The organism is Cellulomonas sp. C5510, from assembly GCF_019797765.1.
GTDB lineage: Bacteria > Actinomycetota > Actinomycetes > Actinomycetales > Cellulomonadaceae > Cellulomonas.
This window is the reverse complement of record NZ_CP081862.1, coordinates 2,774,332-2,799,547: the sequence shown is the minus strand read 5'-3', so window position 1 is coordinate 2,799,547 and position 25,216 is coordinate 2,774,332. Positions and strand designations below refer to the sequence as shown.

Genomic DNA, 25,216 nt, shown 5'->3' with positions numbered 1-25,216 from the left:
ACCGTGCGGGGGCGCGCTCGACCTGGGGACGCCGGAGGCGCGGCGGGCCGGGGCCGCGCAGCATGGCGGGATGACGCGGCTGCTGCACGACCTGGTGGACCTGGTGCTCCCCGTGACCTGCGCCGGCTGCGCGCGGCCGGGGCGCGCGCTGTGCCCGGCGTGCCTGCACCGCTGGTCCGGCCCGCCCCGCCGGTGCGAGCACGCGGCCGGCCGGCTCGACCGCCTCGACGGGACCGTCCTGCCGGTCTGGGCGCTCGCCGTGGGGGCGGGCACCGTGCGGCGCGCGGTCGTGGCGTGGAAGGACGGCGGGCGGGCCGACGTGTCGCCCTGGTTCGCAGCCGTGGTGCGCCGTGCGGCTCCGGTCCTGGTGGCGGAGGTGGCCGCCGCGCGCGCGGCGCCCCCTGCGTCCGGCGTGCCGGGGCCGCCCGGTGCGCCGCGGGTCGCGCTCCGCGGGGTGGTGCCGCCACCGGGCCGGCTGGTCGTGGTGCCGGCGCCGGCCTCGCGGGCGGGCGCGGCGAGGCGCGGCGAGGACCTGGTGGCCGGCCTGGCCGGGGCACTCGCCGCGGGGCTCGCGGACGCCGTGCCCGCCGTCCCGACCCGGCCTGCCGTGCCGACGCCACGCGTCCGGGTCCCCGCCGCGGTGCCGGTGGTGCCCGCGCTGCGTCTCGCCCGCGGGGGTGCGGACCAGGTCGGGCTCGGCGTCCGCGGGCGCGCGGCCAACCTCGCAGGCCGGGTGCGCGTGCACCCGCGTGCCCGTGCCGCCCTCGCGGGCGCCGACGTGCTGCTGGTCGACGACGTCCTGACCACGGGGGCGACGCTGGCCGCCTGCCGCGCCGCGCTGGAGCGGGAGGGGGCGCGCCCGCGCGGCGCCGTGGTGCTCGCCGTCACCCCTCCGCCCGGCGCGCCGCCGTCCTGGTTGGAACCCACGACCGCGCCGGGCTAGCGTGGTGCCCCAGAGCAGCCGGGCGGCAGGGACGTCACCCGGTTCCCGGGTCTCGGCGGGCGCGCCCGCACGAGGAGGTGGTGCCCGCATCCCGCCCCACGAGGGCGTTCGAGAGCACGCTGCCGGGCGGGGGAGGACCCCGCCCCCCGGACCTCCAGGAGGTATCCCATGGAGATCGTCGTCGCAGGCCGTCACACCGACGTCCCCGAGCGTTTCCGTCAGCACGTGACGGACAAGCTCGCCAAGCTCGAGCAGCTCGCGCCCCGTGCGCAGCGCATCGACGTCGAGGTGACCCACGAGCCCAACCCCCGGCAGGCTGCGGCCGCCGAGCGGGTCGAGCTCACCGTGGTCGGCAAGGGACCGGTGATCCGGGCCGAGGCGTGCGCGGACGACCGCTACGGGGCGTTCGACCTGGCGATCGACAAGCTGACCGAGAGGCTGCGCCGGGCGCGTGACCGGCGCAAGAACCACCGGGGGCGCTCGCAGGCGCCGACCGGTTCCGTCCCGGTCCCCGCCGAGCCCGAGCCGGAGCCGCAGGACCTCGCGCCCGAGCCCTCCGAGGACGGCGTCGTCGAGACCACCCTCGGGGACTCGCCGGTGGTGATCCGCGAGAAGGTGCACCTCGCCCAGCCGATGACGATCGACGACGCGCTGTACGAGATGGAGCTGGTCGGGCACGACTTCTTCCTGTTCGTCGACGCGGAGACGGCGCAGCCCGCGGTCGCGTACCGGCGTCGGGGCTGGAGCTACGGCGTGATCAAGCTCGACGCCGCGGTGACGACGACGGGGAGCGGCACCGCGCACGCCGGGGCGGTCGCCCAGCGCTGAGGCGCCACGCGGGCCGGCGTGTGCCGCCACCCGCACGGCAGCGCCCGCCGGCACGTGCCGGCGGGCGCTGCCGTGCCGGGCCGCGGACGTCGCGCGGCGTCGGCGGCGCGCCGCGCGGGCACCGCGGTCCGCGTCCGTGACGGCGGCGGCGGTGGAGTGCCGGCCCGGCCCCGGCCCGGACGGTGTCGGTGGCGGGCGGCACGATGGGTCGATGAGCACGACGACCCCCGCCGCCCCGCCCCGGGGGACCGCGCACCGACCCGGCGGCACGCTGTCCCTCTCGCAGGCGCGCCGCGTCGCCCTCCGCGCCCAGGGGCTCGACCGCCCCCGTGCACCGCGCACCGGGCCGGCGACCATGCGCCACCTCCAGCAGGTCGTGGACCGGGTCGGGCTGCTCCAGATCGACTCGGTCAACGTCCTCGCCCGGGCCCACCTCATGCCGACGTTCTCGCGCGTGGGGCCGTACGACACGGCGCTGCTCGACCGCGCGTCCGGTCGGGCGCCGCGGCGGCTGGTGGAGACGTGGGCGCACGAGGCGTCGTACGTCCCGCCGGAGACGTACGCGCTGCTCGGCTGGCGACGCCGCGCGTACCTGGACCACGCGTGGGGCTCGATCCGGGAGGTGCCGATGCGGTTCTCGCCGCTCGTCGCGGACGTCCTGGCCATGATCGAGGCCGACGGCCCGCTCACGGCCTCCGAGGTGCACGCGCACGTCGAGGCCGAGCACCCCCGGACGCGCACCGACTGGGGCTGGAACTGGACGGCGTCCAAGCGGGTGCTCGAGTTCCTCTTCTTCACCGGTGAGGTGGCCTCCGCGCGCCGGAACGCCCAGTTCGAGCGGTGCTACGACCTGACGTCCCGCGTGCTGCCGGCCGCGGTGCTCGACGTGCAGGAGCCGGACGAGGCGACGGCGGTGCGCGAGCTCCTCGCCATCGCCGCCCGCGCGCACGGCGTCGCGTCGGCACGCTGCCTGCTCGACTACTTCCGCGTCAGGGGCGCGGGGGCACGACGGGCGCTGGACGAGCTCGTGGAGGACGGCACGCTCGTCCCCGTGCGGGTGTCCGGCTGGGAGCGACCGGTGTACCTGCACGCCGACGCCGACCTGCCGTGTCGCGCCACCGGTCGCGCCCTGCTCAGCCCGTTCGACCCGCTGGTCTTCGAGCGCCGCCGCCTGGAGGAGCTCTTCGGTCTGCGCTACCGCATCGAGATCTACGTGCCGGAGGCGCAGCGGGTCCACGGCTACTACGTGCTCCCGTTCCTGCGCGGCGAGCGGCTCGCGGCGCTCGTCGACCTCAAGGCCGACCGGGCGTCGCGCGTGCTGCGCGTCCACGCGGCGCACGAGCCACCGGGGGCGGGCGACGACGCCGCGGAGGTCGCCGCCGACCTCGCGGACGAGCTCCGCCTGCTGGCCGGCTGGCTGGGTCTCGACGACGTGGTCGTCGGGGGCCGGGACGGCGAGCCCCGTGGGACTCTCGCGGGTGTGCTCACCGCCGCGCTCGCGACGCGCTGACGTCGTCGCCCACGCCCGGGGCGCCGGTTGCTGCCGGTCGGCGTGCCTCACCTACGATGGACAGGGCCCGGCTGTGCGGTCGGGACGCCGGGACGCCCCGCGCATCCGCGCCGGGGCGCAGCGAGTCGGGAGTGCACGTGCCTGCGATCCTCGAGAAGGTCCTCCGCCTGGGCGAGGGACGGATCCTCAAGAAGCTGTCGGGCATCGCCCAGCAGGTCAACCTGCTGGAGAGCGACTTCTCGTCGCTGTCGGACGCGGAGCTCCGCGAGGAGACCGACCGCTTCAAGGCGCGGCTGGCCGACGGCGAGACGCTCGACGACATCCTCGCGGAGGCGTTCGCGGCCGTGCGGGAGGCCGCGCGCCGCACGCTCGGCCAGCGGCACTTCGACGTCCAGCTCATGGGCGGGGCCGCGCTGCACCTGGGCAACATCGCCGAGATGAAGACCGGTGAGGGCAAGACGCTGGTCGCCACCGCGCCGGCGTACCTCAACGCGCTGACCGGCCAGGGCGTGCACGTCGTCACGGTCAACGACTACCTCGCGAGCTACCAGGCGGACCTCATGGGCCGCGTCTACCGGTTCCTCGGCCTGACGACCGGCGTCATCCTCCAGGGCCAGACCCCGGCGGAGCGGCGCGCGCAGTACGCCGCGGACATCACCTACGGCACGAACAACGAGTTCGGCTTCGACTTCCTGCGCGACAACATGGCGTGGAGCACGGACGAGCTCGTGCAGCGGGGCCACCACTTCGCGATCGTCGACGAGGTCGACTCGATCCTCATCGACGAGGCGCGCACCCCGCTCATCATCTCCGGCCCCGCGTCCGGTGACGCGAACCGCTGGTACGCGGAGTTCGCCAAGGTCGTGCGCCGCCTGCAGCCGGAGCGCGACTACGAGGTGGACGAGAAGAAGCGCACCATCGGCGTCCTCGAGCCCGGCATCGAGCGGGTCGAGGACTACCTCGGCATCGACAACCTGTACGAGTCGCTCAACACCCCCCTGATCGGGTTCCTCAACAACGCCATCAAGGCCAAGGAGCTCTTCAAGCGCGACAAGGACTACATCGTCGACAAGGGCGAGGTGCTCATCGTCGACGAGCACACCGGCCGCGTCCTGCCGGGCCGCCGCTACAACGAGGGCATGCACCAGGCCATCGAGGCCAAGGAGGGCGTCGCCATCAAGGCGGAGAACCAGACGCTCGCGACCATCACGCTCCAGAACTACTTCCGCCTGTACGACAAGCTCGCCGGCATGACCGGTACCGCCGAGACCGAGGCGGCCGAGTTCCAGGGCACGTACAAGCTCGGCGTCGTGCCCATCCCGACGAACCGCCCGATGCAGCGCGTCGACCAGGCGGACCTCGTCTACAAGGCCGAGGAGGGCAAGTTCGACGCGGTCGTCGCCGACATCGTCGAGCGGCACGCGAAGGGGCAGCCGGTCCTCGTCGGCACGACGAGCGTCGAGAAGTCCGAGCTGCTCTCCCGGAAGCTGCGCAAGGCCGGGGTGCCGCACGAGGTGCTCAACGCGAAGCAGCACGCGCGCGAGGCGTCGATCGTCGCGCAGGCGGGCCGCAAGGGCGCCGTCACCGTCGCGACCAACATGGCGGGCCGTGGCACCGACATCATGCTCGGCGGCAACGCCGAGTTCATGGCCGTCGCCGACCTGGCCGCCCGCGGGCTCGACCCGAAGGAGAGCCCGGAGGAGTACGAGGCCGCCTGGCCCGAGGCGCTCGAGAAGGCCAAGGCGGCGGTGGCGGCCGAGCACGACGAGGTCGTCGAGCTCGGCGGCCTGTACGTGCTGGGCACGGAGCGGCACGAGTCGCGCCGCATCGACAACCAGCTCCGCGGCCGCTCCGGCCGGCAGGGCGACCCGGGCGAGTCCCGGTTCTACCTGTCGCTCCAGGACGACCTCATGCGGCTCTTCAACTCCGGCATGGCGGAGTCGATGATGACCCGCGCCGGCTTCCCGGACGACCTGCCGCTCGAGTCCAAGATCGTCACGCGCGGCATCCGGTCCGCGCAGTCGCAGGTCGAGGCGCGCAACTTCGAGATCCGGAAGAACGTCCTCAAGTACGACGACGTGCTGTCGCGGCAGCGCGAGGTCATCTACGAGCAGCGCCGTCGCGTGCTCGAGGGCGAGGACCTGCAGGACCAGGTGCAGCACTTCCTGGAGGACGTGGTGGACGACTACGTCGCCGCGGCCACGGGGGAGGGCCACCCGGAGGACTGGGACCTCGAGCAGCTCTGGGCGTCGCTCAAGGCCGTCTACCCGGTCTCGATCGAGGTCGACGAGGTCGTCGAGCAGGCCGGCGGGCTCGGCCGCGTGACGCCCGAGCTGCTGCGCACCGAGCTGCTGTCGGACGCGCGCATCGCCTACCAGGAGCGCGAGCAGAGCCTCGGCGAGGCGAACATGCGCCAGCTCGAGCGTCGTGTCGTGCTGTCCGTGCTGGACCGCAAGTGGCGCGAGCACCTCTACGAGATGGACTACCTCAAGGAGGGCATCGGTCTGCGGGCGATGGCCCAGCGCGACCCGCTCATCGAGTACCAGCGCGAGGGCTTCCAGCTGTTCCAGGCGATGACCGGGTCCATCAAGGACGAGGCCGTCGGGTTCCTGTTCAACCTCGAGGTCAAGGTCGCCGAGCCCGCGCAGCCCGCCGCCGGCGGGACGCCCGTGGAGGACGCCCCGGCCGCCGGGGAGGGCGCGGGCGACGGCGCGGGGCCCGTGCTCGTGGCGAAGGGGATCGACGGGCCCGACCAGCGCGTGCCGCTGCAGTACTCGGCGCCGAGCGTCGACGGGGACAGCGGCGCGCAGGTGACCCGCAGCGGCCGTCGCGCCGCGGGCGCATCGGCCGCCCCGGCCGCCTCCGGGCGCCCGGCCGACGACGGCGCGGACGACGCCGCGAGCGGCAACCGCGAGGCGCGGCGCAAGGCGGCCAAGCAGCAGCGCCGCCGGGGCTGACCCCGGCCGCTGACCGGGGGTGGCCGGGGACCGCCGGCCGCCCCCGGCACGTCAGCCCACGACCAGGGCTGCGGCCCGCCACCGCCCCGCCACCCGGATGAGCCGGACCGCGACGGCCCGCACCCGCCCCGCGTGGGCGACCACCACGGACGCCTCGAGCGCGTCCTGGCCGACCGCGACGGCACGGACCCGCCGGACCGATGGTCGTCGCACCGGGCTCTCGGTGCGGCCCGCCAGGTCGCCCGGCGCCGCGACCGGGTCCAGCACGCGGCTGCGCGGCGCGGTGAGGGCGGCGCGGCGGGCGAGCGTGTCGTAGACCTCCGGGGTGACCCAGCGGGCGAGCTGGGCGAGCGGCCTCGTGCCGGAGAGCACCTCCACGGCGGCGAGCGCGACCATGCAGCAGGCCTGCCGTGGGTCCAGGGTGGCCGCCGGCCCGCCGGCCGGACCCGGGGGCAGCGCGGGCACCGGCACCGGCTCGGTGGGGACCCGGTCGGGGACCGCGTGGCTGTACGCGGCGACGCTGCCCGCCCCGAGGCGCTCGACGACAGGCTGGCGGGCGGGGGCGTCGTCGGCCACCGGTGCGGGCCGGCGGGGCGGGCGGCGCCGGGCCGGGAGCGGGACGGCCGTCCTGCGCGGGCGCGTCGGTCCCGTCGGGGCGGGCCCGTCCGTCGCCGGGGCGTCCCTGTCGGCGCCCCCGGGCGGGAGGACGCGCCGGCCGGAGGAGATCGCCGTCGCGTCCGCCGACGTCGTCGTCGGCGGCGCCGGCACGAGCCGCACCTCCACCACGGTGCTCATAGGTGCACCGCCGGCGGCCGTCCCGTCGTGGCGCGCGGGCGGGCGGTCTCGCCCAGGGGACCGGTCGTGGGGCGCTGGCTGGTCGTCATGTGTCCTCCGTCGGGGCGCTGGGGCGCAAGGGGACGCCAGGTCTACCCGGCACCCCGGCGCCCCCACCAATCCGGCTGCGCAGCCTGGGGACGACGGCGTCGTCTCGACCACACTCGCCCCGGTTCGTCCCGGATGTGCACCGTGCACGGGGCGTGGGCGGGCACACTGGTGCCGTGCGCCTCTACCTGCCTGCGACCCTCGACGAGCTCGACGCCCTGCTGCGCGCGGGCACCCCTCTCGCTGCCCCGCGACGGGCCCACGCGGTCACGCCGGCGCTCGCCGCGCTGCTGCCCGACGAGGACGAGGAGGGGGTGGAGTTCGCCGCGCAGCTCATGGCCGCCGACGACGCGCTCGTGCTGCTCGCAGCGCGCCCCGGGGCGCCGGGGCTGCGCCTGGTCGTGACGGTGGAGGTGCCGGACGACGCCGTCCGCGCGGGGGCGCCCGGGGACGAGGACACGGGCGACGAGGCCGCGAGCCTGGTCTCCCTGACGTCGTCCGTGGCGCTGGACGACGTCGTGTGCGCGCACGTGGACGAGCCCGCGGCTCGTGATGAGGTGGCGCTCGCGCTCGACGGCGACGACGCGGCGCTCGACGCCCTGGCCGAGCGCGACCTGCTCTGGTACGACGTGTCCGAGCTGGACCGCATCCCGCGCTAGGTGCCGTTCAGCGCTCCAGCAGGGGATCCAGCACCTGCAGCGCGGCGCCGTGCAGCCGGCCGTTGGACACCAGGGCGGAGCCTCCGAACGGCCCGTCGACCCCCTGCAGCGAGGTGAACCGGCCGCCGGCCTCGGTGACGATCGGCACGAGGGCGGCCATGTCGTGCAGCGACAGCTCGGGCTCCGCGGACAGGTCCACCGCACCCTCGGCCACCAGGACGTGCGACCAGAAGTCCCCGTAGGCGCGGGTGCGCCACACCTGGCGGGTGAGCGACAGCATGTGCTCCAGCCGGCCCTGCTCCTCCCAGCCGCTCAGGCTGGAGTAGGAGAACGACGCGTCCTGGAGCCGGCCGACCTCGGAGACCCGGAGCCGGCTCGCCGCCGCGAGCGACCGCCCGGACCACGCCCCGGAGCCCTGCGCCGCCCACCACCGGCGACCGAGCGCCGGCGCGCTGACGAGGCCGACCACCACCTCGTCGCCGTCGAGCAGCGCGATGAGGGTGGCCCACACGGGCACACCGCGCACGAAGTTCTTCGTCCCGTCGATCGGGTCCACGACCCAGCGCCGCGGACCGTGCCCGGTGTCGGGCATCTCCTCGCCGTGCACCGCGTCGCGGGGGCGGGTCCGTGACAGCTGCGTCCGCACGAGCTCCTCGGCCGACCGGTCGGCGTCGGAGACCGGCGTGAGGTCCGGCTTGGTCTCGACCCGCAGGTCCTGCGCCTTGAAGCGCGACATCGTGAGCCCGTCCACCTGGTCGGCGATCACGTGGGCGAGGCGCAGGTCGTCGTCGTACCGGGTCATGCGCCCAACCTATCCGGAAGCCGCCGGTCAGCCCGCCGGGTCCGGTGCGCCGGTCCGGCTGACCAGCAGCCGGCGGAACGAGTCCACACGCGCGGCGCGGCCTGCCCGTGCGTCGTCGTCCGGGGCCCCGGCCACCCAGTCGTCCAGCGCGCAGTCGGGCGCGTCCGCCGCGTGGGTGCAGCCGCGGGGGCAGCCCTGCGCGACCTCCGCGAGGTCCGCGAACGCGCCGAGCAGGTGGTCCGGGTCCACGTGCGCGAGGCCGAAGGAGCGCACGCCGGGCGTGTCGATGACCCACGTGCCGGCCGGCCCGGGGACGCGGAGCGCGACCGCGGACGTCGACGTGTGCCGGCCGCGGCCGGTGACGTCGTTGACGACGCCGGTGGCCCGCAGGGCGTCGGGGACGAGGGCGTTGACGAGGGTCGACTTGCCGACGCCCGAGTGCCCGACGAGCACCGACGTGCGGCCCGCCAGCGCGTCCTGCAGCGCGTCGAGGCCCTCGATCGCGTCCCCGCCCCGCCGGGTGACGACGACGCGCACGCCGATCGGCTCGTAGAGCGAGCGCAGCGTCACCGGGTCGGCGAGGTCCGCCTTGGTGAGCGCCAGCAGGACCTCCATGCCGGCGTCGTAGGCGGCGACGACGCAGCGGTCGATCATCCGGGTCCGCGGCTCGGGGTCGGCGAGCGCGGTGACGACGACGAGCTGGTCGGCGTTCGCGACGATGACGCGCTCGACCGGGTCGGTGTCGTCCGCCGTGCGGCGCAGCACGGTCGTCCGGTCGGCGATCCGCACGATGCGCGCGAGCGACCCCGCCGCGCCGGAGGTGTCGCCGACCAGGTCGACCCGGTCGCCGGGGACGACGCGCTCCCGGCCCAGCTCCCGGGCCTTCATGGCGGTGGCGACCCGCTCGCCGGGACCGTCGGCGTCGACGAGGACGGTGTAGCGGCCCCGGTCGACACCGGTGACGAGCGCCCGCTCGGCGTCGGCGTGCTCGGGCCGGGTCTTGGTCCGCGGGCGGGAGCCCCGCCTGCTCGGGCGGACGCGCACGTCCGACTCGTCGAGCGCCCTGCGCGCCACGGTCAGCGGTCCCCGGCGAGGGCGGTCACGCCAGCATCCCGTCCCACAACCCGACGAAGTCGGGGATCGTCTTGGCGGTCGTCGCCACGTCCTGCACGAGGATCCCGGGGACGGCCAGGCCGAGCAGCGCCCCGAACGTGGCCATGCGGTGGTCGGCGTACGTCCGCACGGTGCCCCCGTGCAGGGCGCGCGGCGTGATGACCAGGCCGTCCGCCGTCTGCTCGGCCTGCCCGCCGAGCCGGGTGATCTCCGCGGACAGCGCCGCGAGCCGGTCGGTCTCGTGGCCCCGCAGGTGCGCGATCCCGCGCAGCCGTGTGGGGGAGTCCGCGAGGGCCGCGAGGGCGGCGATCGTGGGGGCGATCTCGCCCGCGGCGTGCAGGTCGAGGTCGAGGCCCCGGACCGTGCCGGTGCCCGTGACGGCCAGCACGTCGCCGTCCAGCCGCGTGGTCGCGCCCATCCGCTCGAGGATGCCGGGCAGCAGGCCGCCCGGCTGGGTGGTCGACGCCGGCCACCCCGGGACGCGGACCGTCCCGCCGGCCACCAGTGCCGCGCACAGGAACGGCGCCGCGTTGGACAGGTCGGGCTCGACGCGGACGTCGCGCGCGGCCACCGGACCGGGCTCGACGCGCCAGATGGCCGGTCGGGAGTCGTCCACCACCACGCCCGCGGCGCGCAGCACCTCCACGGTCATCTCGATGTGCGGCAGGCTCGGCAGGGTCGGCCCCGTGTGCCGCACGGTGAGTCCCTGGTCGAACCGGGCCGCCGCGAGCAGCAGCCCCGACACGAACTGGGACGAGCCGGACGCGTCGACGTCCACGCTGCCGCCGCGCACCCGGCCGGCACCGGCGACCACGAACGGCAGGTGCCCGGGCGCGCCCTCCTCGTCGACCCGGACGCCGAGGGCGCGGAGGGCCGCGAGCACCGGACCCATCGGGCGGACGCGGGCCCCCTCGTCTCCGTCGAACCGGACCGGGCCGTCCGCCAGGGCGGCGACGGCGGGCAGGAACCGCATGACCGTGCCTGCCAGGCCGCACTCGACCTGCCCGGGTCCGCCGAACGGCGCGGGCGTGACGACCCAGTCGCCGGGCGACGCCGGGTCGTCAGCCACCAGGGTGCCGAGGTCGCGGAGCGCCTGGGCCATGAGGAGCGTGTCCCGGGACCGGAGCGGGGCCCGCAGGCGCCCGGGCCCGTCGGCGAGGGCCGCGAGCACGAGGTACCGGTTGGTCAGGGACTTCGACCCGGGCACCTCGACGGTGGCGTCGAGCGGGCGGGCCGCGGTCGGGGCGGGCCAGTCGGCGGCGGCGCCGACCCCGGCGGGGACGTCGTCGCGGGTGGCGTGGCTCATGCCAGCAGGCTAGCGGGACGGGCCGCGGCGACGACGGCCCCGTCCACGCCGGGGCGCGGGTCCCCCTCCGCGCCCGTTCCCGAGGCCCGCGCCCTCAGTGCGTGGCCTCGGAGACCGACCGGCGCGCGGCCCTGCCCGCTGCGGCGACGCCGGCGGCGGCGGCGCTCGACGCCGACGCGGCGGCCGCCCGTGTGGCTCGCGCGTGCTCGACGCGCCAGCGCACCGACGGACGCCCGGCGGTGTCGGCGGCGGCGATGAGGGCGCCGCCGCTCAGCGACAGGCCGCGCAGGAACCGGGTCTTGCGGGCCTTCTTCTCCTCGGCGTCGAGGTGGGCGCGCTCCTTGCGGGACGGCGGGGCGTCGGCGGCCGCGAGAGGGAGGGTGAGGGCGGCGAGCGCCAACGCGGCGGCGCGCGGTGCGCGCCCGGTGGCCAGGAGCAGCGCCGCCAGCGCGGTGGCGCCGCCGTGCGCCCGCACCAGCGTGGTCAGCTGCCCGTCGGACGGGTGGCGGTACGCGTCGAGGGCCCCGCCGAGCGCGCCGCGCGGCACCGAGGCGGACAGACGCTCGACCGCGTCCCGCGCGACGGGGACGTGCGCGGACGGGCGGCGCAGGGCGTCGACCCCCTCGCTGAGGAACCACGACGCGAAGAGCGGTCGGGCGATGCGGCGCAGCAGCATGACGTCCTCCTCCGGCGGTCCGCGACGCACGGACACCTGCGGTCCAACGTAGTGTCCGCCGCCGCGCCGCGCGCCCGGGAATGCCTGCGGCGGGCGGACGTGTTGTGCAGGCCATGAGCTGTACCACCCTGGAACGCCCTGCGCCCGCCCCTGCGGGCGCGACGCTGCCGGTGGCCTCCCCGCTGCCTGCGTCCGCCCCGGACCTGCCGGGCGTGTCCCCCGCGCGCGCACTAGGCTCGGCGCCGATGAGCGAGGACACCACACGCGCCCCCGAGTCCGAGGACGACGCGGCGCGCAGCGAGCGGTTCGAGGCCGAGGCGCTGGTCTACCTGGACCAGCTCTACGGCGCCGCCCTGCGCATGACCCGCAACCCGTCGGACGCCGAGGACCTGGTCCAGGAGACGTTCGCGAAGGCGTTCGCGGCGTTCCACCAGTACCGGCCGGGCACGAACCTCAAGGCGTGGCTGTACCGGATCCTGACGAACACCTTCATCAACACGTACCGCAAGAAGCAGCGCGAGCCGCAGCAGTCGCAGGCCGACGAGATCGAGGACTGGCAGATCGCGCGCGCGGAGTCGCACACCTCGACCGGGCTGCGCTCGGCCGAGGCGGAGGCGCTCGACCACCTGCCGGACTCGGACGTGAAGGACGCGCTCGCGCGGCTCCCGGAGGACTTCCGGATCGCGGTCTACCTCGCGGACGTCGAGGGCTTCGCCTACAAGGAGATCGCCGAGATCATGGGCACCCCGATCGGGACGGTGATGTCCCGGCTGCACCGCGGGCGGGGCCAGCTGCGCGACATGCTGGCCGACTACGCCCGCGACCGGGGTCTCGTGGCCGCGGCGCCGGCGCCCGACGGCACCGGCACGGGGACGGGGAGGGCACGATGACGGGCTGGGACGCGGCGGCGGGGACCTCCGCCGGGGGGCCGTCCGGGGGCTGCGGCCCGGAGTGCGAGCAGGCGCTCGGCCGGCTGTTCGCCTACGTCGACCGCGAGCTCGAGCCGGTCGACGCCGCCCAGGTGCGCGCGCACGTCGAGGAGTGCCGGCCCTGCCTGGACGAGGTGGCCGTCGAGACGATGCTCAAGGAGCTCGTGCGGCGCTGCTGCCAGGAGCAGGCCCCGGCCGACCTGCGCCTGAAGATCCACGCCCGTCTGACCGAGCTGCGGGTGACGCGCACGACGTGATCCCGGCGTCCGCCCGCGCGGGCGGACGAGGACGACGAAGGGCCCGGTGCGTGAGCACCGGGCCCTTCGTGCGCTTCGCGGCGGCGCCGCCCGACGCCTCAGGCGTTGGGGCGCTTGCCGTGGTTGGCGGAGCTCCCGGCGCGGGAACGGCGCTTGCGGCCACGCTTGCTCATCGATCTCTCCCTGGTCTGGCGTGCCGGCCGGACGAGGTGTGCCTCGACGGCCCAGTGACCCCCCATCGTCCCACACCCCGCGGGGCCCGCCGCACGCGGGTGTTCAAGCCCCGGGGGGTTCCGGCCGATGACAGGGGGGTGACCGAGCAGCCGCAGTCCGTCGTCCCCCTCCTGCACGCCCTGGCTCAGGCCGGCGGCTCCGACCTGCACGTGAAGGTCGGGTCCGAGCCCCGGGTGCGCGTCGACGGCCGCCTGCGACGGCTCCAGGCGCGGGCGCTGACCCCGCGGGACACGGCGAACATGCTCGACGAGGTGCTCCCGGCTGAGCTCGCGGAGGAGTTCGCGCACTCGCACGAGGCGGACTTCGCGTTCTCGCTGTCGGGAGTCGGGCGCTTCCGGGTCAACGCGTACCAGGCCCGCGGCACCTACGGGCTGGTGTTCCGGCTGGTCGCGATGGGCGCGCAGTCGATGTCGGAGCTCGGGCTCCCGGACGTGGTGGGGGAGCTGGCGCTGGAGCCGCGCGGCCTGGTGCTGGTCACGGGCCCGACGGGGTCGGGCAAGACGACGACGCTGGCGTCGATGATCGACCTGATCAACACCGTCCGCGAGGCCAACATCGTCACGATCGAGGACCCGATCGAGGTGCTGCACCAGGACAAGCGCGGCATCGTCTCGCAGCGGGAGATCCGGCAGGACACCGCGGACTTCACGGTCGCGCTGCGGGCGGCGATGCGCCAGGACCCCGACGTGATCTTCGTCGGGGAGATGCGCGACGTCGAGACGGTGCGGGCGGCGCTGTCGGCGGCGGAGACCGGTCACCTCGTGCTGTCGACGCTGCACACCATCGACGCCGCGGAGTCGGTGAACCGCATCGTCGACTTCTTCCCGCCGCACGAGCAGCAGCAGGTGCGGGTGGCCCTGGCGCAGGCGCTGCGCGGCATCGTGTCGCAGCGCCTGGTGCGCCGGGCGGACGACCACGGCCGGGTCGCGGTGATCGAGGTGCTGGTCAACACGGGTCGCACGGCGGAGGCGATCGTGGACCCGGGGAGCACCGAGCCGCTGCTGGACCTGATCCGGCAGGGCGACTACTACAAGATGCAGACGTTCGACCAGCACCTGGTGCGCCTCGTGGCGGACGGGTCCGTGTCGTACGACGAGGCCGTCGCGGTGGCCACCAACCCGCAGGACCTGACCGTCGAGCTGCGGGCGATCGGCGTGATCGCCTGACCTCTTGCGGGTGTCCCGGCGGCGTCCTACGGTGACAGAACGCGATATATCTCGAACCGAGGAGCCTGCCGTGGCCACCGAGTCCTGGGTCGTCATCGGCCCCCAGACCGTCGACGTGGAGGACGTGCGCTCGCTGCGCGTCCAGGTGAACGGCGGGCGGGTGGACGTCGTCGCGCACGACGACCCCGCCGCCACGGGCGCCCGCATCCAGGTGCACCGCGTCGACGGCATGCCGCTGGAGGTGACCTACGCCGACGGCGCGCTCTGGGCAGGTGTGCGGTCCGTCACCGGGCTCGACGGCCTGATCGACAAGCTCCGGGGGCCGCACCAGCGCGACCGGGTCGAGGTGCACGTCGCGGTTCCGCGCGGCGCGGCCGTCTCCCTCGCGTCGGTGAACGCCGACCTGCTGCTCGCCGGTGTGCAGCAGGACGCCACGGTGTCGACCGTCGGCGGCGCGGTGGTGGTCGACGGGACGCGCGGCGCGCTCGCCCTCAAGAGCGTGTCCTCGGACGTCGTCGTGCGGGACCACGCGGGTGACCTGTCCGTCGGCACGGTGTCCGGCGCGGCCACCGCGTCCGGCGCCCTGTCACGCGTCACCGTCACGACGGTGTCCGGGGAGGTCACGCTCGACTGCCTCGCGGCGAGCTCCGTCGTGCAGGTGCGGACCGTCTCGGGCGACGTGGCCGTGCGGCTGCCGGCGGGCCACGGCGTGGGTGTCGAGGCGCGCAGCGTGTCCGGCCGGGTGGTGGTCGACGGCGTCGAGCACGGCGAGCGCCGGCCGGGGCGCACGAGCGTGGACCTGCGCGACCCCCAGGCGACGTGCTTCGTGACCACGCAGACCGTGTCGGGCCACCTCACCGTCCTGCACGGCGTGCCGCTCGCGGAGCCCGTGGTGCCGCCGGCCGGCCCCGGGTCGGGCGGTCCCGTCCCGGGGCCCTGATGGCGGTCTTCGCGCACGGGCAGCTGCGGCTCTACCTGCTCTCGCTGCTCGAGGACGGGCCCCGGCACGGCTACGAGCTGATCACGGCGCTGTCCGACCGGTTCGGCGGGCTGTACCGGCCGAGCGCGGGCACGGTCTACCCGCGGCTGGCGCGGTTGCAGGAGGACGGGCTGGTCGAGCGGACGCAGGATGGCCGCACCGCGACGTACGCGCTCACGGAGCGCGGGAGGCAGGAGCTGCGTGACCGGCGCGCCGACCTGGTCGCCCTCGAGCACGACGTGGCCAGGTCGGTCCGCGAGCTGGCCGCGCGGGTGCGGACCGACGTGGTGGGGTCGGCGGCGGGGCTGCGGGCCGAGCTGGCCGCTGCCGCGCAGCAGGCGCGCGCCCGCGGGCACGAAGGGGTCGCGCTGCCGGAGGAGCCGGGGTGGCACGAGGGGCCGGGGGAGCAGGACCGCGCGGCGCGGCGGGAGCAGCGGGCCGCGCGCCGGCGTCGGGTGCGTGCCGAGGCGGACCTCGCCGAGTTCCGGGCCCAGGTCCGGGCGGCCCTGCGTGACGCCGAACAGCGCGGGGGCGTCTCGCCTCTGACCGCCGACACGGTGCGGGCCGTCCTGGTGAGCGCGCGGGTGGCGATCGAGGCGACGCTGCCCCGGTGACGCGGGCTAGACCACGTCCTCCGGGAGCCCGAGCCACGCGTTCCAGTGGGAGTGCAGCACCAGCCACGCCATGAGCCCGTAGCCGGCCTGCCCGGGCAGGGCGCCGTCGCCGGCGGCGAGGTCCGCGAGCCACTGCTCGTGCCCGGCCAGCGGGCCGAACGTGTCGACGTAGGGGTCGCGGCGCCGGGTGGTCACGTCGGCGAACGCGGCGGACAGGTCCGCCAGCGTGGTCGCGTCGATGCCGGCGCCGGGCGGCGGTCCGACGACGAAGGCCGGCATCCGACGCTGGTCCGCGGCGTCGAGGACGTTCGCGAGATTGAGCCGGCTGCGGGCGAGCGACAGGCCGGCGAGGGCATCGGCCCGGCCGAGCGCGACGACCAGCCGCGTCTCGACCTCGGGGGAGGTGCGGCGGGCGACCTCCTCCTCCCACCGGGCGGACAGGCCGGTGGTCGTCTCGCCCGGGACCGCGAGCGTCAGCACGGTGGGCGGGGCGGGTGCCGCCGTGCGGGCGACCACGCGCCCGACCCAGCCCAGGGCTCGCGGGTCGCCTGCTCCGGCGGCCAGCTCGTCCCCGACCACCACCAGGCGCAGCGCCTGCTCGCCCACGGCCGTCCCCGTCCTCTCGGTCTCGCGCGGCGGGTGCCGCGCACGTGCGGGGTCCAGTGTCGCAGCCGTGCGGTCCCGCCGCCGGTGCGACGCGCGCACGCCGGCGGGGGCGCGTGCCGGGCGTGTCACCGCAGGCCGGTGCCCTCCGTCCAGTCGTGCCGGGACGCCGGCGGGGGCCGGTGCCCGAGACCGTCGCGGCGGATGGTGTCGACCAGCCGCGCCGTGAGCCAGACGAGCAGGGTCAGGAGCCCGAGCAGGAGGATCGTGATCGCCATGGCAGGAATGCTGCCGGCATCGAGGTCCGGCCACGAGTGGCAGAACGGCCGCCTCTCGTCGAGATCCCGCCAGAGGTGGCACACTGGCCGGATGTTGCGACGCGTGACCGCCATCGCGGTCCCCGGGGTGGCCGCCTTCGAGCTCGGGCTCGTGTGCGAGGTCTTCGGCATCGACCGCACCGACACCGGCGGGCCGGCCTTCGACTTCACGGTGTGCACCCCCGAGCCGGGCCCCGTGCCGATGAAGCCCGGTCTGCGGCTCGACGTGCCGGCCGGGCTCGAGGCCGCCGCCGACGCCGACCTGGTCATCGCCCTGCCCTTCGGTGCTCCCGCCGAGCTGCCCGCGTCCGCGCTGCAGGCGCTGCGCGACGCCCACGACCGGGGCGCCTGGGTCATGAGCATCTGCTCCGGCGCGTTCGCGCTCGGCGACGCCGGGCTGCTGGACGGGAGGCGGTGCACCACCCACTGGATGTACGCCGACGAGCTCGCGCGCCGGTTCCCGCGGGCGCAGGTCGACCCCGCGGTGCTGTACGTGGAGGACCGCGGGGTGATCAGCAGCGCCGGGACGGCGGCCGGCATCGACGCCTGCCTGCACCTGGTACGACGCGAGCTCGGGGCGCGCGACGCCGCCGCGATCGCCCGCCGCATGGTGGTGCCGCCGCACCGCGACGGCGGGCAGGCGCAGTACGTCGAGACCCCGCTGCCGTGCGACGCCGACACCCTGGCGCCGCTGCTGGCGTGGCTCGTCGAGCACCTCGACGAGGAGCTCACCGTCCCGGACCTCGCCGCGCGGGCCCTGATGTCCGAGCGGACGTTCGCCCGCCGGTTCCGCGCCGAGACGGGCACCACGCCCGCCGCCTGGATCACCCGGCAGCGGCTCGTCCGGGCGCAGGAGATGCTCGAGCGGACGGCGGCAGGGGTCGAGGAGGTGGCCCGGGCGAGCGGGTTCGGCAGCGCGGCGATCCTGCGGCACCACTTCGCGCGGGTGCTCGGTACGAGCCCCCAGGCCTACCGCCGGCAGTTCGCGTGCACGGACGACGCGGAGCGTGCCGCGGCGGTCGCCTGACGGCGGGCACCGGGCGCGCGAGGACTTCACCCACAGAATGAGCACAAAACGGACATAGGTTCGCCTAACGTGGGTCGGAGCCGGGGGAGGCCCGGCGTCCCCGTGCCCGGAGGCGACATGCAGGTCAGACTCCTCCCGCTCGCCGACGTGACCGCCGATGAGGGGAGGGCCTGGCAGAACCTCGCCGCCGACGCCGTGGCCCCCAACATGTGCCTGGACCCCCGCCAGCTCCTGGCCGCCCGGCGCCTCGGGGAGCGCGTCGCCGACCTGCGGCTGCTCGTGGTGACCGAGGACGCCCGCTGGCTCGGCGTGCTGGCGTTGACGACGAAGCGCGTGATGCCGCGCGTCCCCGTCGAGGCGCTCACGACCGGTGGGGACTACATGACGCTCGAGTCCGACCGCCACCACCCGCTGGTGCGCCGAGGTCGTGCGGTCGAGGTGCTCGACGCCCTGCTCCGGGGCGCGCCGGCCGTGGGCCTGCCCGGGCTCGTGCTCCTGCGCCGGTTCCCGCTCGAGGGGCCGCTCGCCGACGCGCTCGCCGAGGTCGTGCGACGCCGCCGCCTCCCCGTCGTCGAGCGGTGCCGTGAGACCGGGGCGTGGGCGCCGCGCGAGGCGCTGACGGTGCTCGACGTCCCCGACCCGGTGGACGGCGCCATCGTCGACCCGCCGCTGTCCACCGCGCACCTGCGACCGGGCGACGCCCAGAAGATCCGCCGCGTCGTGCGCGGGATCCGGCGCGAGACCGGCGAGCCGATCGCCCTCCACCTCGACTCTGCGCGACCCGACGCGGACGACAGGTTCATCGAGCTCCAGTCCGCCGGGTGGAAGGGTGACACGGACCGCGGCGGAGCGGCCGTCGGGCTGGACCCGCGCCGCGAGCAGTGGTTCCGCGATGCCGCCCGGGCGTTCCGGCGCGACGGCGACCTCGCGGTGCTGCGCCTCGCCGCCGGCCCGCACACCCTGTGGACCGGGTACCTCGCGCGCTCCGGTGGCGGGTGGTTCGGGATGCTCGACGCGTACGACGAGCGGTTCCGGCGGTTCAGCCCGGGGTCCGTCGGCCGGATCGCCGCCATGACGTACCTGCTGGGCACCACGGACGCCCCGTTCGTCGACCCGGGGTTCGGGTCGCACTACGCCGTCGGCGCCCGCCTGTGGCCCGCGGCCCGCACGCAGGTCGACCTGCTGCTGCCGGCCGGGGGGCTCGCGGCGCACGCCCTCGTGCGCGCCGTGCCGCTGGCCCGGCGGCTGGGCCTGGCCGGGTGAGACGCCGCCGCCCCCGCGCCGGTCCCGGAGAGGGACGGCGCGGGGGCGGCGCGGGACCGGGGGTCAGCGCTCGAACGCCGCCCGCAGCAGGTCCGCCTGCTCGGCCTGGTGCACCTTCGCGGACCCCGCCGCGGTGGACGCGGACGCCGGGCGGGAGACCGCACGCACCGGGGCGCCGACGACCTGCGGCAGCGCCATCGACATGAAGCCCCACGGGCCCTGGTTGCGCGGCTCGTCCTGCACCCACACCAGCTCGGCGCCGTCGAACGGCGCGAGCGCGGCACGCAGGCCCTCCGGGTCGAGCGGGTAGAGCTGCTCGAACCGGACCACGGCCGTGTGCTCGTCCCCGAGCTTCTCGCGCTGCGCGACGAGGTCCCAGTAGACCTTGCCGGAGCAGAGCAGCACGCGATCGACCCGCGCGGCGTCCCGTGCCGCCACGTCGTCGCCGATGACCGGCCGGAACGTCCCCGACGTGAAGTCCTCGACGGGCGACGCCCCGGCCTTCAGCCGCAGCATCGACTTCGGCGTGAACACCACGAGCGGGCGGCGGGGGCGCGTGTACGCCTGGTGCCGCAGCAGGTGGAAGTACGACGCGGGGGTGGTGGGCTGCGCCACCGTCATGTTGCCCTCGGCGCACAGCTGCAGGAACCGCTCGATGCGGGCGGACGAGTGGTCCGGCCCCTGGCCCTCGTAGCCGTGGGGGAGCAGCAGCACGACGGACGAGTGCTGGCCCCACTTCTGCTCGGCCGAGGAGATGAACTCGTCGATGACGGTCTGGGCGCCGTTGACGAAGTCGCCGAACTGCGCCTCCCACAGCACCAGGGCGTCGGGACGCTCGACCGAGTAGCCGTACTCGAAGCCGAGCGCGGCGTACTCCGACAGCGAGGAGTCGTACACCCAGAACTTGGCCTGGTCCGCCGACAGGTACAGCAGCGGCGTCCACTCCGCGCCGGTCTCGCGGTCGTGCAGCACGGCGTGCCGCTGCACGAACGTCCCGCGGCGCGAGTCCTGCCCGGCGAGCCGCACCGGCGTGCCCTCGATGAGCAGCGACCCGAACGCCAGGATCTCCCCGAAGCCCCAGTCGATGCCGCCCTCGCGGGACATCTGCTCGCGACGGGCGAGCAGCTGGGCCAGCTTGGGGTGCACGGTGAAGCCCTCGGGCGCACGGACGTGCGCGGCGCCGATCCGCTCCAGCACCTTCGCCGGGACGGCCGTCTGCCAGCCGATGATGACGCCCGCGTCCTCGCGCTGGGACTCCGGGCGCTCCAGGCCGGCGACCGGCTCGGCGTCCGGCGACGGCGGGGTCCAGCCCTCCTCGCGGGTCTCCGCGAACACCCGCTCGAGCTGCGCCTGGTAGTCGCGCAGCACGTGCTCCGCCTCCTCCAGCGTGATGTCGCCGCGCGACACCAGCGCCTCGGTGTAGAGCTTGCGCACCGAGCGCTTGGCCTCGATGAGGTTGTACATGAGCGGCTGGGTCATCGAGGGGTCGTCGCCCTCGTTGTGGCCACGGCGCCGGTAGCAGACCATGTCGATGATGACGTCGCGGTCGAACTGCTCGCGGTACTCGAACGCGAGCTCCGCGACCCGGACGCACGCCTCGGGGTCGTCGCCGTTGACGTGGAAGATCGGGACCTGCAGGCCCTTGGCGACGTCGGTCGCGTACTGCGAGGACCGCGACGACGACGGGCCGGTGGTGAAGCCGACCTGGTTGTTGATGACCACGTGGACCGTGCCGCCGGTGCGGTAGCCGCGCAGCTGGGCCAGGTTGAGGGTCTCGAAGACCACGCCCTGCCCGGCGAACGCCGCGTCGCCGTGGATGAGGATCGGCAGCACGGAGAACCCGTCGCCGCCCAGGTCGATCCGGTCCTGCTTGGCGCGGACGATGCCCTCGAGCACGGGGTCCACGGCCTCGAGGTGCGACGGGTTCGCCGCCAGGTACACCCGCGTCGACGCGCCGGACTCCGACTGGAACACGCCCTCGGTGCCCAGGTGGTACTTGACGTCGCCCGAGCCCTGGACGGACTTCGGGTCCTGGTTGCCCTCGAACTCGCTGAAGATCTGCCCGTACGACTTGCCGGCGATGTTCGCGAGCACGTTGAGCCGGCCGCGGTGCGCCATGCCGATGGCGACCTCGTCCAGACCGCCCTCGGCCGCCCGGGACAGGATCGCGTCGAGCAGCGGGATGACGGACTCGCCGCCCTCGAGGGAGAACCGCTTCTGCCCGACGTACTTCGTCTGCAGGAACGTCTCGAACGCCTCGGCCGCGTTCAGGCGGCGCAGGATGCGCAGCTGGTCCTCGCGCGGGGTGGGCGCGTAGCCGGCCTCGAGCCGCTCCTGCAGCCACCGACGCTGCCGCGGGTCCTGCAGGTGCATGTACTCGAAGCCGGTGGTGCGGCAGTACGAGTCGCGCAGCAGGCCGAGCACCTGGCGCAGCGTCGCGCGGGGCCGGCCCGTGAACCCGCCGGTCGGGAACGTGCGGTCCAGGTCCCACAGCGACAGGCCGTGCGTCTGCACGTCCAGGTCGGGGTGCTTGCGCAGCCGGTACGCCAGCGGGTCGGTGTCGGCCATCAGGTGGCCGCGCGACCGGTAGGCGTGGATGAGCTCGGCGATCCGCGCGGGCTTGATGGCCTCGGCGTCCGGGTCGGCCGCCTCCTTGACCCAGCGGATCGGCTCGTAGGGCACGCGCAGGGAGGCGAACACCCGGTCGTAGAACCCGTCCTCGCCCAGCAGCTTGCGGTGCAGGATGCGGAGGAAGTCGCCGGACTGCGCACCCTGGATGATCCGGTGGTCGTAGGTGGACGTCACCGTCAGCACCTTGGACACGCCCATCTTGTTGAGCTGCTCGTCGGACGTGCCCTGGAACTCGGCGGGGTAGTCCATCGCGCCGACGCCGATGATCGTGCCCTGGCCCTGCATGAGGCGCGGCACGGAGTGCACCGTGCCGATGGTGCCGGGGTTGGTCAGCGAGATCGTGGTGCCGGCGAAGTCGTCGACCCCGAGCTTGCCGCCGCGGGCGCGCCGCACGACGTCCTCGTACGCGGTCCAGAACTGGGCGAAGTCGAGCGTCTCCGCCTTCTTGATGCTCGGCACGAGCAGCTGGCGGGTGCCGTCCGGCTTCGCCAGGTCGATCGCGAGACCGAGGTTCACGTGCGCGGGCGTCATCACCCCGGGCTTGCCGTCGACGAGCGTGTAGGCGCTGTTCATCGCGGGCATCTCGCCGAGCGCCTCCACCAGCGCGAAGCCGATGAGGTGCGTGAACGAGACCTTGCCGCCGCGGCCGCGCGCCAGGTGGTTGTTGATGACGATGCGGTTGTCGACCAGCAGCTTCGCGGGGATGGCGCGGACCGACGTGGCGGTCGGCACCTCGAGGCTGGCCTCCATGTTGGTCACGACGCGCGCGGAGGGTCCGCGCAGGCGCTGCACCTCGTCCGCGGCCTCCGGCGGCTCGAGCTCGGCCTCGCGTGCGGCCTTCGCGGCGGGCGCGTAGGGGGCGGTCGCGGGCTGCGCGGTCGCCACCGGGGACGTCGTCGGCACCGGCTCGGGGTCCCGCGGGGTGGGTGCCGGGCCCGCGGGAGCGGACGCGGCGGGGGAGGGGGCCGGGGGGACCGCGCTGCCGTCGCCGGTGTGCGCGGGCCGGGTCGCACCCGGCTGGGCGACGGTGCCGTCGCGCTCGCCGCCGGGCGTCCCGGCGTCCGGGGCCGCCACGGGCGGCGCTGCCGGGGCGGCTGCCGCGCCGCCGTCCTGCCGCGCGGAGCCGGACGCGGGACGCCGGCCGTCCGCGGGCGCCGGGGCGGCGTCCCCCGACGCGCCGTCCGGTGCCCCCGAGGTCGTCGGCTGGGGCGCCGAGGGCCGGTAGCCCTCGAAGAAGTCCCACCACGCCGGATCGACCGCGGACTTGTCCTGGAGGTACTGCTCGTACAGCTCGTCCACCAGCCACGTGTTCGCGCCGAAGTCGGCCCGGTTCACGTCTGGCTCGGCATGCTGGGACACGCGAGGATCGCCCACTTCCTCCGCGGTCACTGACCGCGTCTTCGCCGGATCGGTTCGTGGCCAACCCTACGTCCTGACTGCGTGTCGTCTCCCGTCGGGGCGGGTGACGCGCGGGTGGTTCACGTGCTCGTCACACGGCGGGTCGCCCGGGGGTGAGGGGCATCCCATCTGCGGGTCTGCGGGTGGTCTGGCCCGTGCCAACTCGGTCATGCGCAGGCCGGGGCGGACGCGCGCGCCCCCCGCCGCCGGACGGGCGACGAGGGGCGCGGGCGGCGTCGGGCGGGGTCAGGTGATGTCGCGACGCAGCGTCGTGAGGCGGCCGAGCAGCGCGAGCACCAGCGCGTAGCCGACGAGCACCAGGGCGCCCGCCGCGGGGGACAGCAGATTCCCCAGGCCGCTCGCGGAGTAGAACGACCCGCCGCTGATCGCCTCGCCGGCGGCGCCCGGCATGAACCGCGAGATCCCCGCCGTGGCGTCGTTCAGGTTGAGCACCAGCCGGGCGATCGGCTCGACGAACTGGGTGAAGGCCAGCACGACGATGATCGCCACGACCTGGTTCGGCAGCGCGAACCCGAGACCGACGCCGAGCACGCACCAGATCGTGAGCGAGAGGACCGTCCGGGCGATGACGCCCCACATCTGCGCGTCCCCGAGGAACGCGTCCGCGTCGGTGAAGGCGAACACGGTGGCGCCCGCGGCGACGGTCGCGAGGGTCCCGAGCACGCCGTACAGCAGGCCCATCGGGATCGACGCGATCAGCTTGCCGGCCACGAACCGGTTGCGGTCGGGCTGGGCCAGGAGCGTCGGCGTGAGCGTGCGGTGCCGGAACTCCGCGGTCACCGCCAGGACGCCGACCAGCAGCGGCAGGGCGTACCCGAGCGAGGCGGGCAGGGAGTACACCGCCACGGCGATGTCCCGCGGGTCGACGACCGGCGTGGCCCCGCCGCCCGTGGAGACCTGCGAGCCGCCGTCGAACGTGAAGGCGAACGCCATCATCGTCCCGAGGAACGCCATGTAGCCGACCATGACGATCAGCAGCACCCACCAGGTGCGGGTCGTGACGAGCTTCCGGTACTCGGAGACCAGGGTGTCCTTCATCGCGCACCTCCGGTGGACGCGTCGGCGGCGGTCGGCCCGGTGGCGGTCGGCGGTGCCCCGGGCGGGGCTGCGTGCTCGGCGGCGGACGACGTCAGGCTGAGGAACAGCTCCTCCAGCCCGGCCGCGTGCGTCGCGAGCTCGTGCAGCTCGAGGCCGGCCGCGAAGGCGGCGCGCCCGACGGCGGCGGCGTCCGTGCCCGTGACCTCGACGACACCCGGGGACACGAGCCCGGTCGCCCAGCCCTGCTCGGCCACGAGCGCCTCCAGACGGCCCGCGTCCGGGGAGGCGATGCGCACGCGGGGCTCGGTCATGCGCCCCAGCTCCTCGAGCGTGGAGGCGTGCACGAGGCGGCCGCCGGCGATGATGACGACGTCGTCGACGGTCTGCTGCACCTCGGACAGCACGTGCGAGGACACCAGGACGGTCCGCCCCTGGGCGGCGAGCGCCCGCAGCAGGTCGCGCAGCCAGCGGATGCCCTCGGGGTCCAGGCCGTTCGCGGGCTCGTCCAGCAGCAGCACCGGCGGGTCGCCGAGCAAGGTGGTCGCCAGCGCGAGCCGCTGCCGCATGCCGAGGGAGAAGCCGCCGACCCGGCGCTTCGCCGCGAACCCCAGCCCGACGAGGTCGAGCACCTCGGGGGCACGGGAGTCCGGGACGCCGGCCTGCGGGGTGAAGACGCGCAGGTGGTCCAGGGCCGTGCGGCCGGGGTGGAAGTCCGCGGCCTCGAGGGCGGCGCCGACCGTGCGCATGGGGCGGTCGAGGTCGGCGTAGCGGCGGCCGCCGATGGTCGCGGTGCCGCTGGTCGGCGTCACCAGGCCCAGCAGCATCCGCAGCGTGGTCGTCTTGCCGGCGCCGTTCGGGCCGAGGAACCCGGTCACCCGGCCGGGCCGGACGGTGAAGCTCAGGTCGTCGACGGCCCGGACCTGGCCGAACGTCTTCGTGAGGTGGCTGACCTCGATGGCGTGCGTCGCGTCAGGTGGCATGACCCGACCCTAGGAGCCGGCACCGACCCGGGGGATCAGCCGCGAGGGGGAGACCGCCCGCCGCCGGGCCGGGGCGCCTCCGC

At 75.5% G+C, this 25,216-nt stretch carries 23 protein-coding genes; 12 read left to right on the top strand and 11 right to left on the bottom strand.

Annotated features, from left to right (window positions below; translation table 11 throughout):
* Window positions 1–70: 70 nt before the first annotated feature.
* The 4 genes from K5O09_RS12915 to secA all read left to right on the top strand — a co-directional run bounded on the left by K5O09_RS12915 (window position 71) and on the right by secA (window position 6,238).
* The gene (locus K5O09_RS12915) at window positions 71–943 is read left to right on the top strand and encodes a ComF family protein (RefSeq protein ID WP_222169920.1); all 873 of its coding nucleotides are present in this window, start codon (window positions 71–73) and stop codon (window positions 941–943) included.
* A 168-nt stretch (window positions 944–1,111) separates the two neighbouring features.
* Window positions 1,112–1,771: a ribosome hibernation-promoting factor, HPF/YfiA family gene (gene hpf / locus K5O09_RS12910; RefSeq protein ID WP_222169919.1), complete on the top strand. Its 660-nt coding sequence runs from the start codon at window positions 1,112–1,114 to the stop codon at window positions 1,769–1,771.
* Window positions 1,772–1,982: 211 nt separating this feature from the next.
* Window positions 1,983–3,281, top strand: coding sequence for a winged helix-turn-helix domain-containing protein (locus tag K5O09_RS12905; RefSeq protein ID WP_222169918.1), 1,299 nt, complete (start codon window positions 1,983–1,985; stop codon window positions 3,279–3,281).
* A 137-nt stretch (window positions 3,282–3,418) separates the two neighbouring features.
* The gene (secA, locus tag K5O09_RS12900; RefSeq protein ID WP_222169917.1) at window positions 3,419–6,238 is read left to right on the top strand and encodes a preprotein translocase subunit SecA; all 2,820 of its coding nucleotides are present in this window, start codon (window positions 3,419–3,421) and stop codon (window positions 6,236–6,238) included.
* A 51-nt stretch (window positions 6,239–6,289) separates the two neighbouring features.
* Here the strand turns inward: secA and K5O09_RS12895 are convergent, their stop codons facing one another.
* Window positions 6,290–7,033, bottom strand: a complete 744-nt coding sequence (locus tag K5O09_RS12895) for an Rv3235 family protein (RefSeq protein ID WP_222169916.1) — start codon at window positions 7,031–7,033, stop codon at window positions 6,290–6,292.
* 263 nt (window positions 7,034–7,296) lie between these two features.
* Between K5O09_RS12895 and K5O09_RS12890 the strand changes: the two genes are divergently transcribed.
* A complete protein-coding gene (locus tag K5O09_RS12890; RefSeq protein WP_222169915.1) occupies window positions 7,297–7,779 on the top strand; it encodes a hypothetical protein in 483 nt (160 codons plus the stop codon).
* A gap of 7 nt (window positions 7,780–7,786) precedes the next feature.
* Here the strand turns inward: K5O09_RS12890 and hisN are convergent, their stop codons facing one another.
* From hisN to K5O09_RS12870, 4 genes are all read right to left on the bottom strand, one after another.
* Window positions 7,787–8,581, bottom strand: a complete 795-nt coding sequence (gene hisN, locus K5O09_RS12885) for a histidinol-phosphatase (protein ID WP_222169914.1) — start codon at window positions 8,579–8,581, stop codon at window positions 7,787–7,789.
* Window positions 8,582–8,608: 27 nt separating this feature from the next.
* The gene (rsgA, locus tag K5O09_RS12880) at window positions 8,609–9,655 is read right to left on the bottom strand and encodes a ribosome small subunit-dependent GTPase A (protein WP_222169913.1); all 1,047 of its coding nucleotides are present in this window, start codon (window positions 9,653–9,655) and stop codon (window positions 8,609–8,611) included.
* 25 nt (window positions 9,656–9,680) lie between these two features.
* Entirely contained in the window at window positions 9,681–11,000 is a 1,320-nt protein-coding gene (gene aroA / locus K5O09_RS12875) for a 3-phosphoshikimate 1-carboxyvinyltransferase (protein WP_222169912.1), read from the bottom strand.
* A gap of 94 nt (window positions 11,001–11,094) precedes the next feature.
* Window positions 11,095–11,712: a DoxX family protein gene (locus tag K5O09_RS12870; protein ID WP_255595403.1), complete on the bottom strand. Its 618-nt coding sequence runs from the start codon at window positions 11,710–11,712 to the stop codon at window positions 11,095–11,097.
* Between the two features lie 77 nt (window positions 11,713–11,789).
* Here K5O09_RS12870 and K5O09_RS12865 point away from each other — a divergent pair, with 77 nt between their 5' ends.
* Together K5O09_RS12865 and rsrA are read left to right on the top strand one after the other, a co-directional pair.
* The gene (locus tag K5O09_RS12865) at window positions 11,790–12,566 is read left to right on the top strand and encodes a sigma-70 family RNA polymerase sigma factor (RefSeq protein ID WP_304518589.1); all 777 of its coding nucleotides are present in this window, start codon (window positions 11,790–11,792) and stop codon (window positions 12,564–12,566) included.
* A complete protein-coding gene (gene rsrA, locus K5O09_RS12860; protein ID WP_222169910.1) occupies window positions 12,563–12,862 on the top strand; it encodes a mycothiol system anti-sigma-R factor in 300 nt (99 codons plus the stop codon). The genes K5O09_RS12865 and rsrA overlap by 4 nt, the downstream gene beginning before the upstream one ends.
* Window positions 12,863–12,960: 98 nt before the next feature.
* On the opposite strand, the gene K5O09_RS19570 is transcribed toward rsrA, so the two are convergent.
* Window positions 12,961–13,035: a 50S ribosomal protein bL37 gene (locus tag K5O09_RS19570; protein WP_123371254.1), complete on the bottom strand. Its 75-nt coding sequence runs from the start codon at window positions 13,033–13,035 to the stop codon at window positions 12,961–12,963.
* 138 nt (window positions 13,036–13,173) lie between these two features.
* Between K5O09_RS19570 and K5O09_RS12855 the strand changes: the two genes are divergently transcribed.
* The 3 genes from K5O09_RS12855 to K5O09_RS12845 all read left to right on the top strand — a co-directional run bounded on the left by K5O09_RS12855 (window position 13,174) and on the right by K5O09_RS12845 (window position 15,855).
* A complete protein-coding gene (locus tag K5O09_RS12855) occupies window positions 13,174–14,262 on the top strand; it encodes a type IV pilus twitching motility protein PilT (RefSeq protein WP_222169909.1) in 1,089 nt (362 codons plus the stop codon).
* 70 nt (window positions 14,263–14,332) lie between these two features.
* Window positions 14,333–15,202 (top strand): DUF4097 family beta strand repeat-containing protein, encoded by an 870-nt coding sequence (locus tag K5O09_RS12850; protein ID WP_222169908.1) that lies wholly within the window; start codon window positions 14,333–14,335, stop codon window positions 15,200–15,202.
* Window positions 15,202–15,855, top strand: coding sequence for a PadR family transcriptional regulator (locus tag K5O09_RS12845; protein WP_370635448.1), 654 nt, complete (start codon window positions 15,202–15,204; stop codon window positions 15,853–15,855). Before K5O09_RS12850 ends, K5O09_RS12845 begins: the two co-directional genes overlap by 1 nt.
* Before the next feature lie 6 nt (window positions 15,856–15,861).
* Here the strand turns inward: K5O09_RS12845 and K5O09_RS12840 are convergent, their stop codons facing one another.
* Together K5O09_RS12840 and K5O09_RS12835 are read right to left on the bottom strand one after the other, a co-directional pair.
* On the bottom strand, window positions 15,862–16,461 hold the full coding sequence (locus K5O09_RS12840; protein WP_222169907.1) for a GDSL-type esterase/lipase family protein: 600 nt from the start codon (window positions 16,459–16,461) through the stop codon (window positions 15,862–15,864).
* Between the two features lie 125 nt (window positions 16,462–16,586).
* Window positions 16,587–16,736 carry a hypothetical protein gene (locus K5O09_RS12835; RefSeq protein WP_222169906.1) on the bottom strand — a complete coding sequence of 50 codons (150 nt, stop codon included), beginning with the start codon at window positions 16,734–16,736 and terminating at the stop codon, window positions 16,587–16,589.
* A gap of 91 nt (window positions 16,737–16,827) precedes the next feature.
* Here K5O09_RS12835 and K5O09_RS12830 point away from each other — a divergent pair, with 91 nt between their 5' ends.
* Window positions 16,828–17,802, top strand: a complete 975-nt coding sequence (locus K5O09_RS12830) for a GlxA family transcriptional regulator (RefSeq protein ID WP_222169905.1) — start codon at window positions 16,828–16,830, stop codon at window positions 17,800–17,802.
* 117 nt (window positions 17,803–17,919) lie between these two features.
* The gene (locus tag K5O09_RS12825) at window positions 17,920–19,065 is read left to right on the top strand and encodes a GNAT family N-acetyltransferase (protein WP_222169904.1); all 1,146 of its coding nucleotides are present in this window, start codon (window positions 17,920–17,922) and stop codon (window positions 19,063–19,065) included.
* Window positions 19,066–19,128: 63 nt separating this feature from the next.
* Here K5O09_RS12825 and K5O09_RS12820 read toward each other — a convergent pair whose 3' ends face one another.
* The 3 genes from K5O09_RS12820 to K5O09_RS12810 all read right to left on the bottom strand — a co-directional run bounded on the left by K5O09_RS12820 (window position 19,129) and on the right by K5O09_RS12810 (window position 25,133).
* Window positions 19,129–23,055, bottom strand: coding sequence for a multifunctional oxoglutarate decarboxylase/oxoglutarate dehydrogenase thiamine pyrophosphate-binding subunit/dihydrolipoyllysine-residue succinyltransferase subunit (locus K5O09_RS12820; protein ID WP_222169903.1), 3,927 nt, complete (start codon window positions 23,053–23,055; stop codon window positions 19,129–19,131).
* A gap of 285 nt (window positions 23,056–23,340) precedes the next feature.
* Window positions 23,341–24,153, bottom strand: a complete 813-nt coding sequence (locus tag K5O09_RS12815) for an ABC transporter permease (RefSeq protein WP_222169902.1) — start codon at window positions 24,151–24,153, stop codon at window positions 23,341–23,343.
* Complete coding sequence (locus K5O09_RS12810; protein ID WP_222169901.1) at window positions 24,150–25,133, bottom strand: ABC transporter ATP-binding protein; 984 nt, start codon at window positions 25,131–25,133, stop codon at window positions 24,150–24,152. The genes K5O09_RS12815 and K5O09_RS12810 overlap by 4 nt, the downstream gene beginning before the upstream one ends.
* Window positions 25,134–25,216: the final 83 nt, after the last annotated feature.

Bases quoted from the DNA above. Each gene is read 5' to 3' on its own strand.
- aroA (WP_222169912.1), bottom strand. From the start codon at position 11,000: ATGAGCCACGCCACCCGCGACGACGTCCCCGCCGGGGTCGGCGCCGCC.
- K5O09_RS12905 (WP_222169918.1), top strand. From the start codon at position 1,983: ATGAGCACGACGACCCCCGCCGCCCCGCCCCGGGGGACCGCGCACCGA.
- K5O09_RS12835 (WP_222169906.1), bottom strand. From the start codon at position 16,736: ATGGCGATCACGATCCTCCTGCTCGGGCTCCTGACCCTGCTCGTCTGG.
- K5O09_RS12895 (WP_222169916.1), bottom strand. From the start codon at position 7,033: ATGAGCACCGTGGTGGAGGTGCGGCTCGTGCCGGCGCCGCCGACGACG.
- K5O09_RS12845 (WP_370635448.1), top strand. From the start codon at position 15,202: ATGGCGGTCTTCGCGCACGGGCAGCTGCGGCTCTACCTGCTCTCGCTG.
- K5O09_RS12915 (WP_222169920.1), top strand. From the start codon at position 71: ATGACGCGGCTGCTGCACGACCTGGTGGACCTGGTGCTCCCCGTGACC.
- rsrA (WP_222169910.1), top strand. From the start codon at position 12,563: ATGACGGGCTGGGACGCGGCGGCGGGGACCTCCGCCGGGGGGCCGTCC.
- K5O09_RS12825 (WP_222169904.1), top strand. From the start codon at position 17,920: ATGCAGGTCAGACTCCTCCCGCTCGCCGACGTGACCGCCGATGAGGGG.
- K5O09_RS12830 (WP_222169905.1), top strand. From the start codon at position 16,828: ATGTTGCGACGCGTGACCGCCATCGCGGTCCCCGGGGTGGCCGCCTTC.
- K5O09_RS12865 (WP_304518589.1), top strand. From the start codon at position 11,790: ATGAGCTGTACCACCCTGGAACGCCCTGCGCCCGCCCCTGCGGGCGCG.
- hisN (WP_222169914.1), bottom strand. From the start codon at position 8,581: ATGACCCGGTACGACGACGACCTGCGCCTCGCCCACGTGATCGCCGAC.
- K5O09_RS12810 (WP_222169901.1), bottom strand. From the start codon at position 25,133: ATGCCACCTGACGCGACGCACGCCATCGAGGTCAGCCACCTCACGAAG.
- hpf (WP_222169919.1), top strand. From the start codon at position 1,112: ATGGAGATCGTCGTCGCAGGCCGTCACACCGACGTCCCCGAGCGTTTC.
- K5O09_RS12815 (WP_222169902.1), bottom strand. From the start codon at position 24,153: ATGAAGGACACCCTGGTCTCCGAGTACCGGAAGCTCGTCACGACCCGC.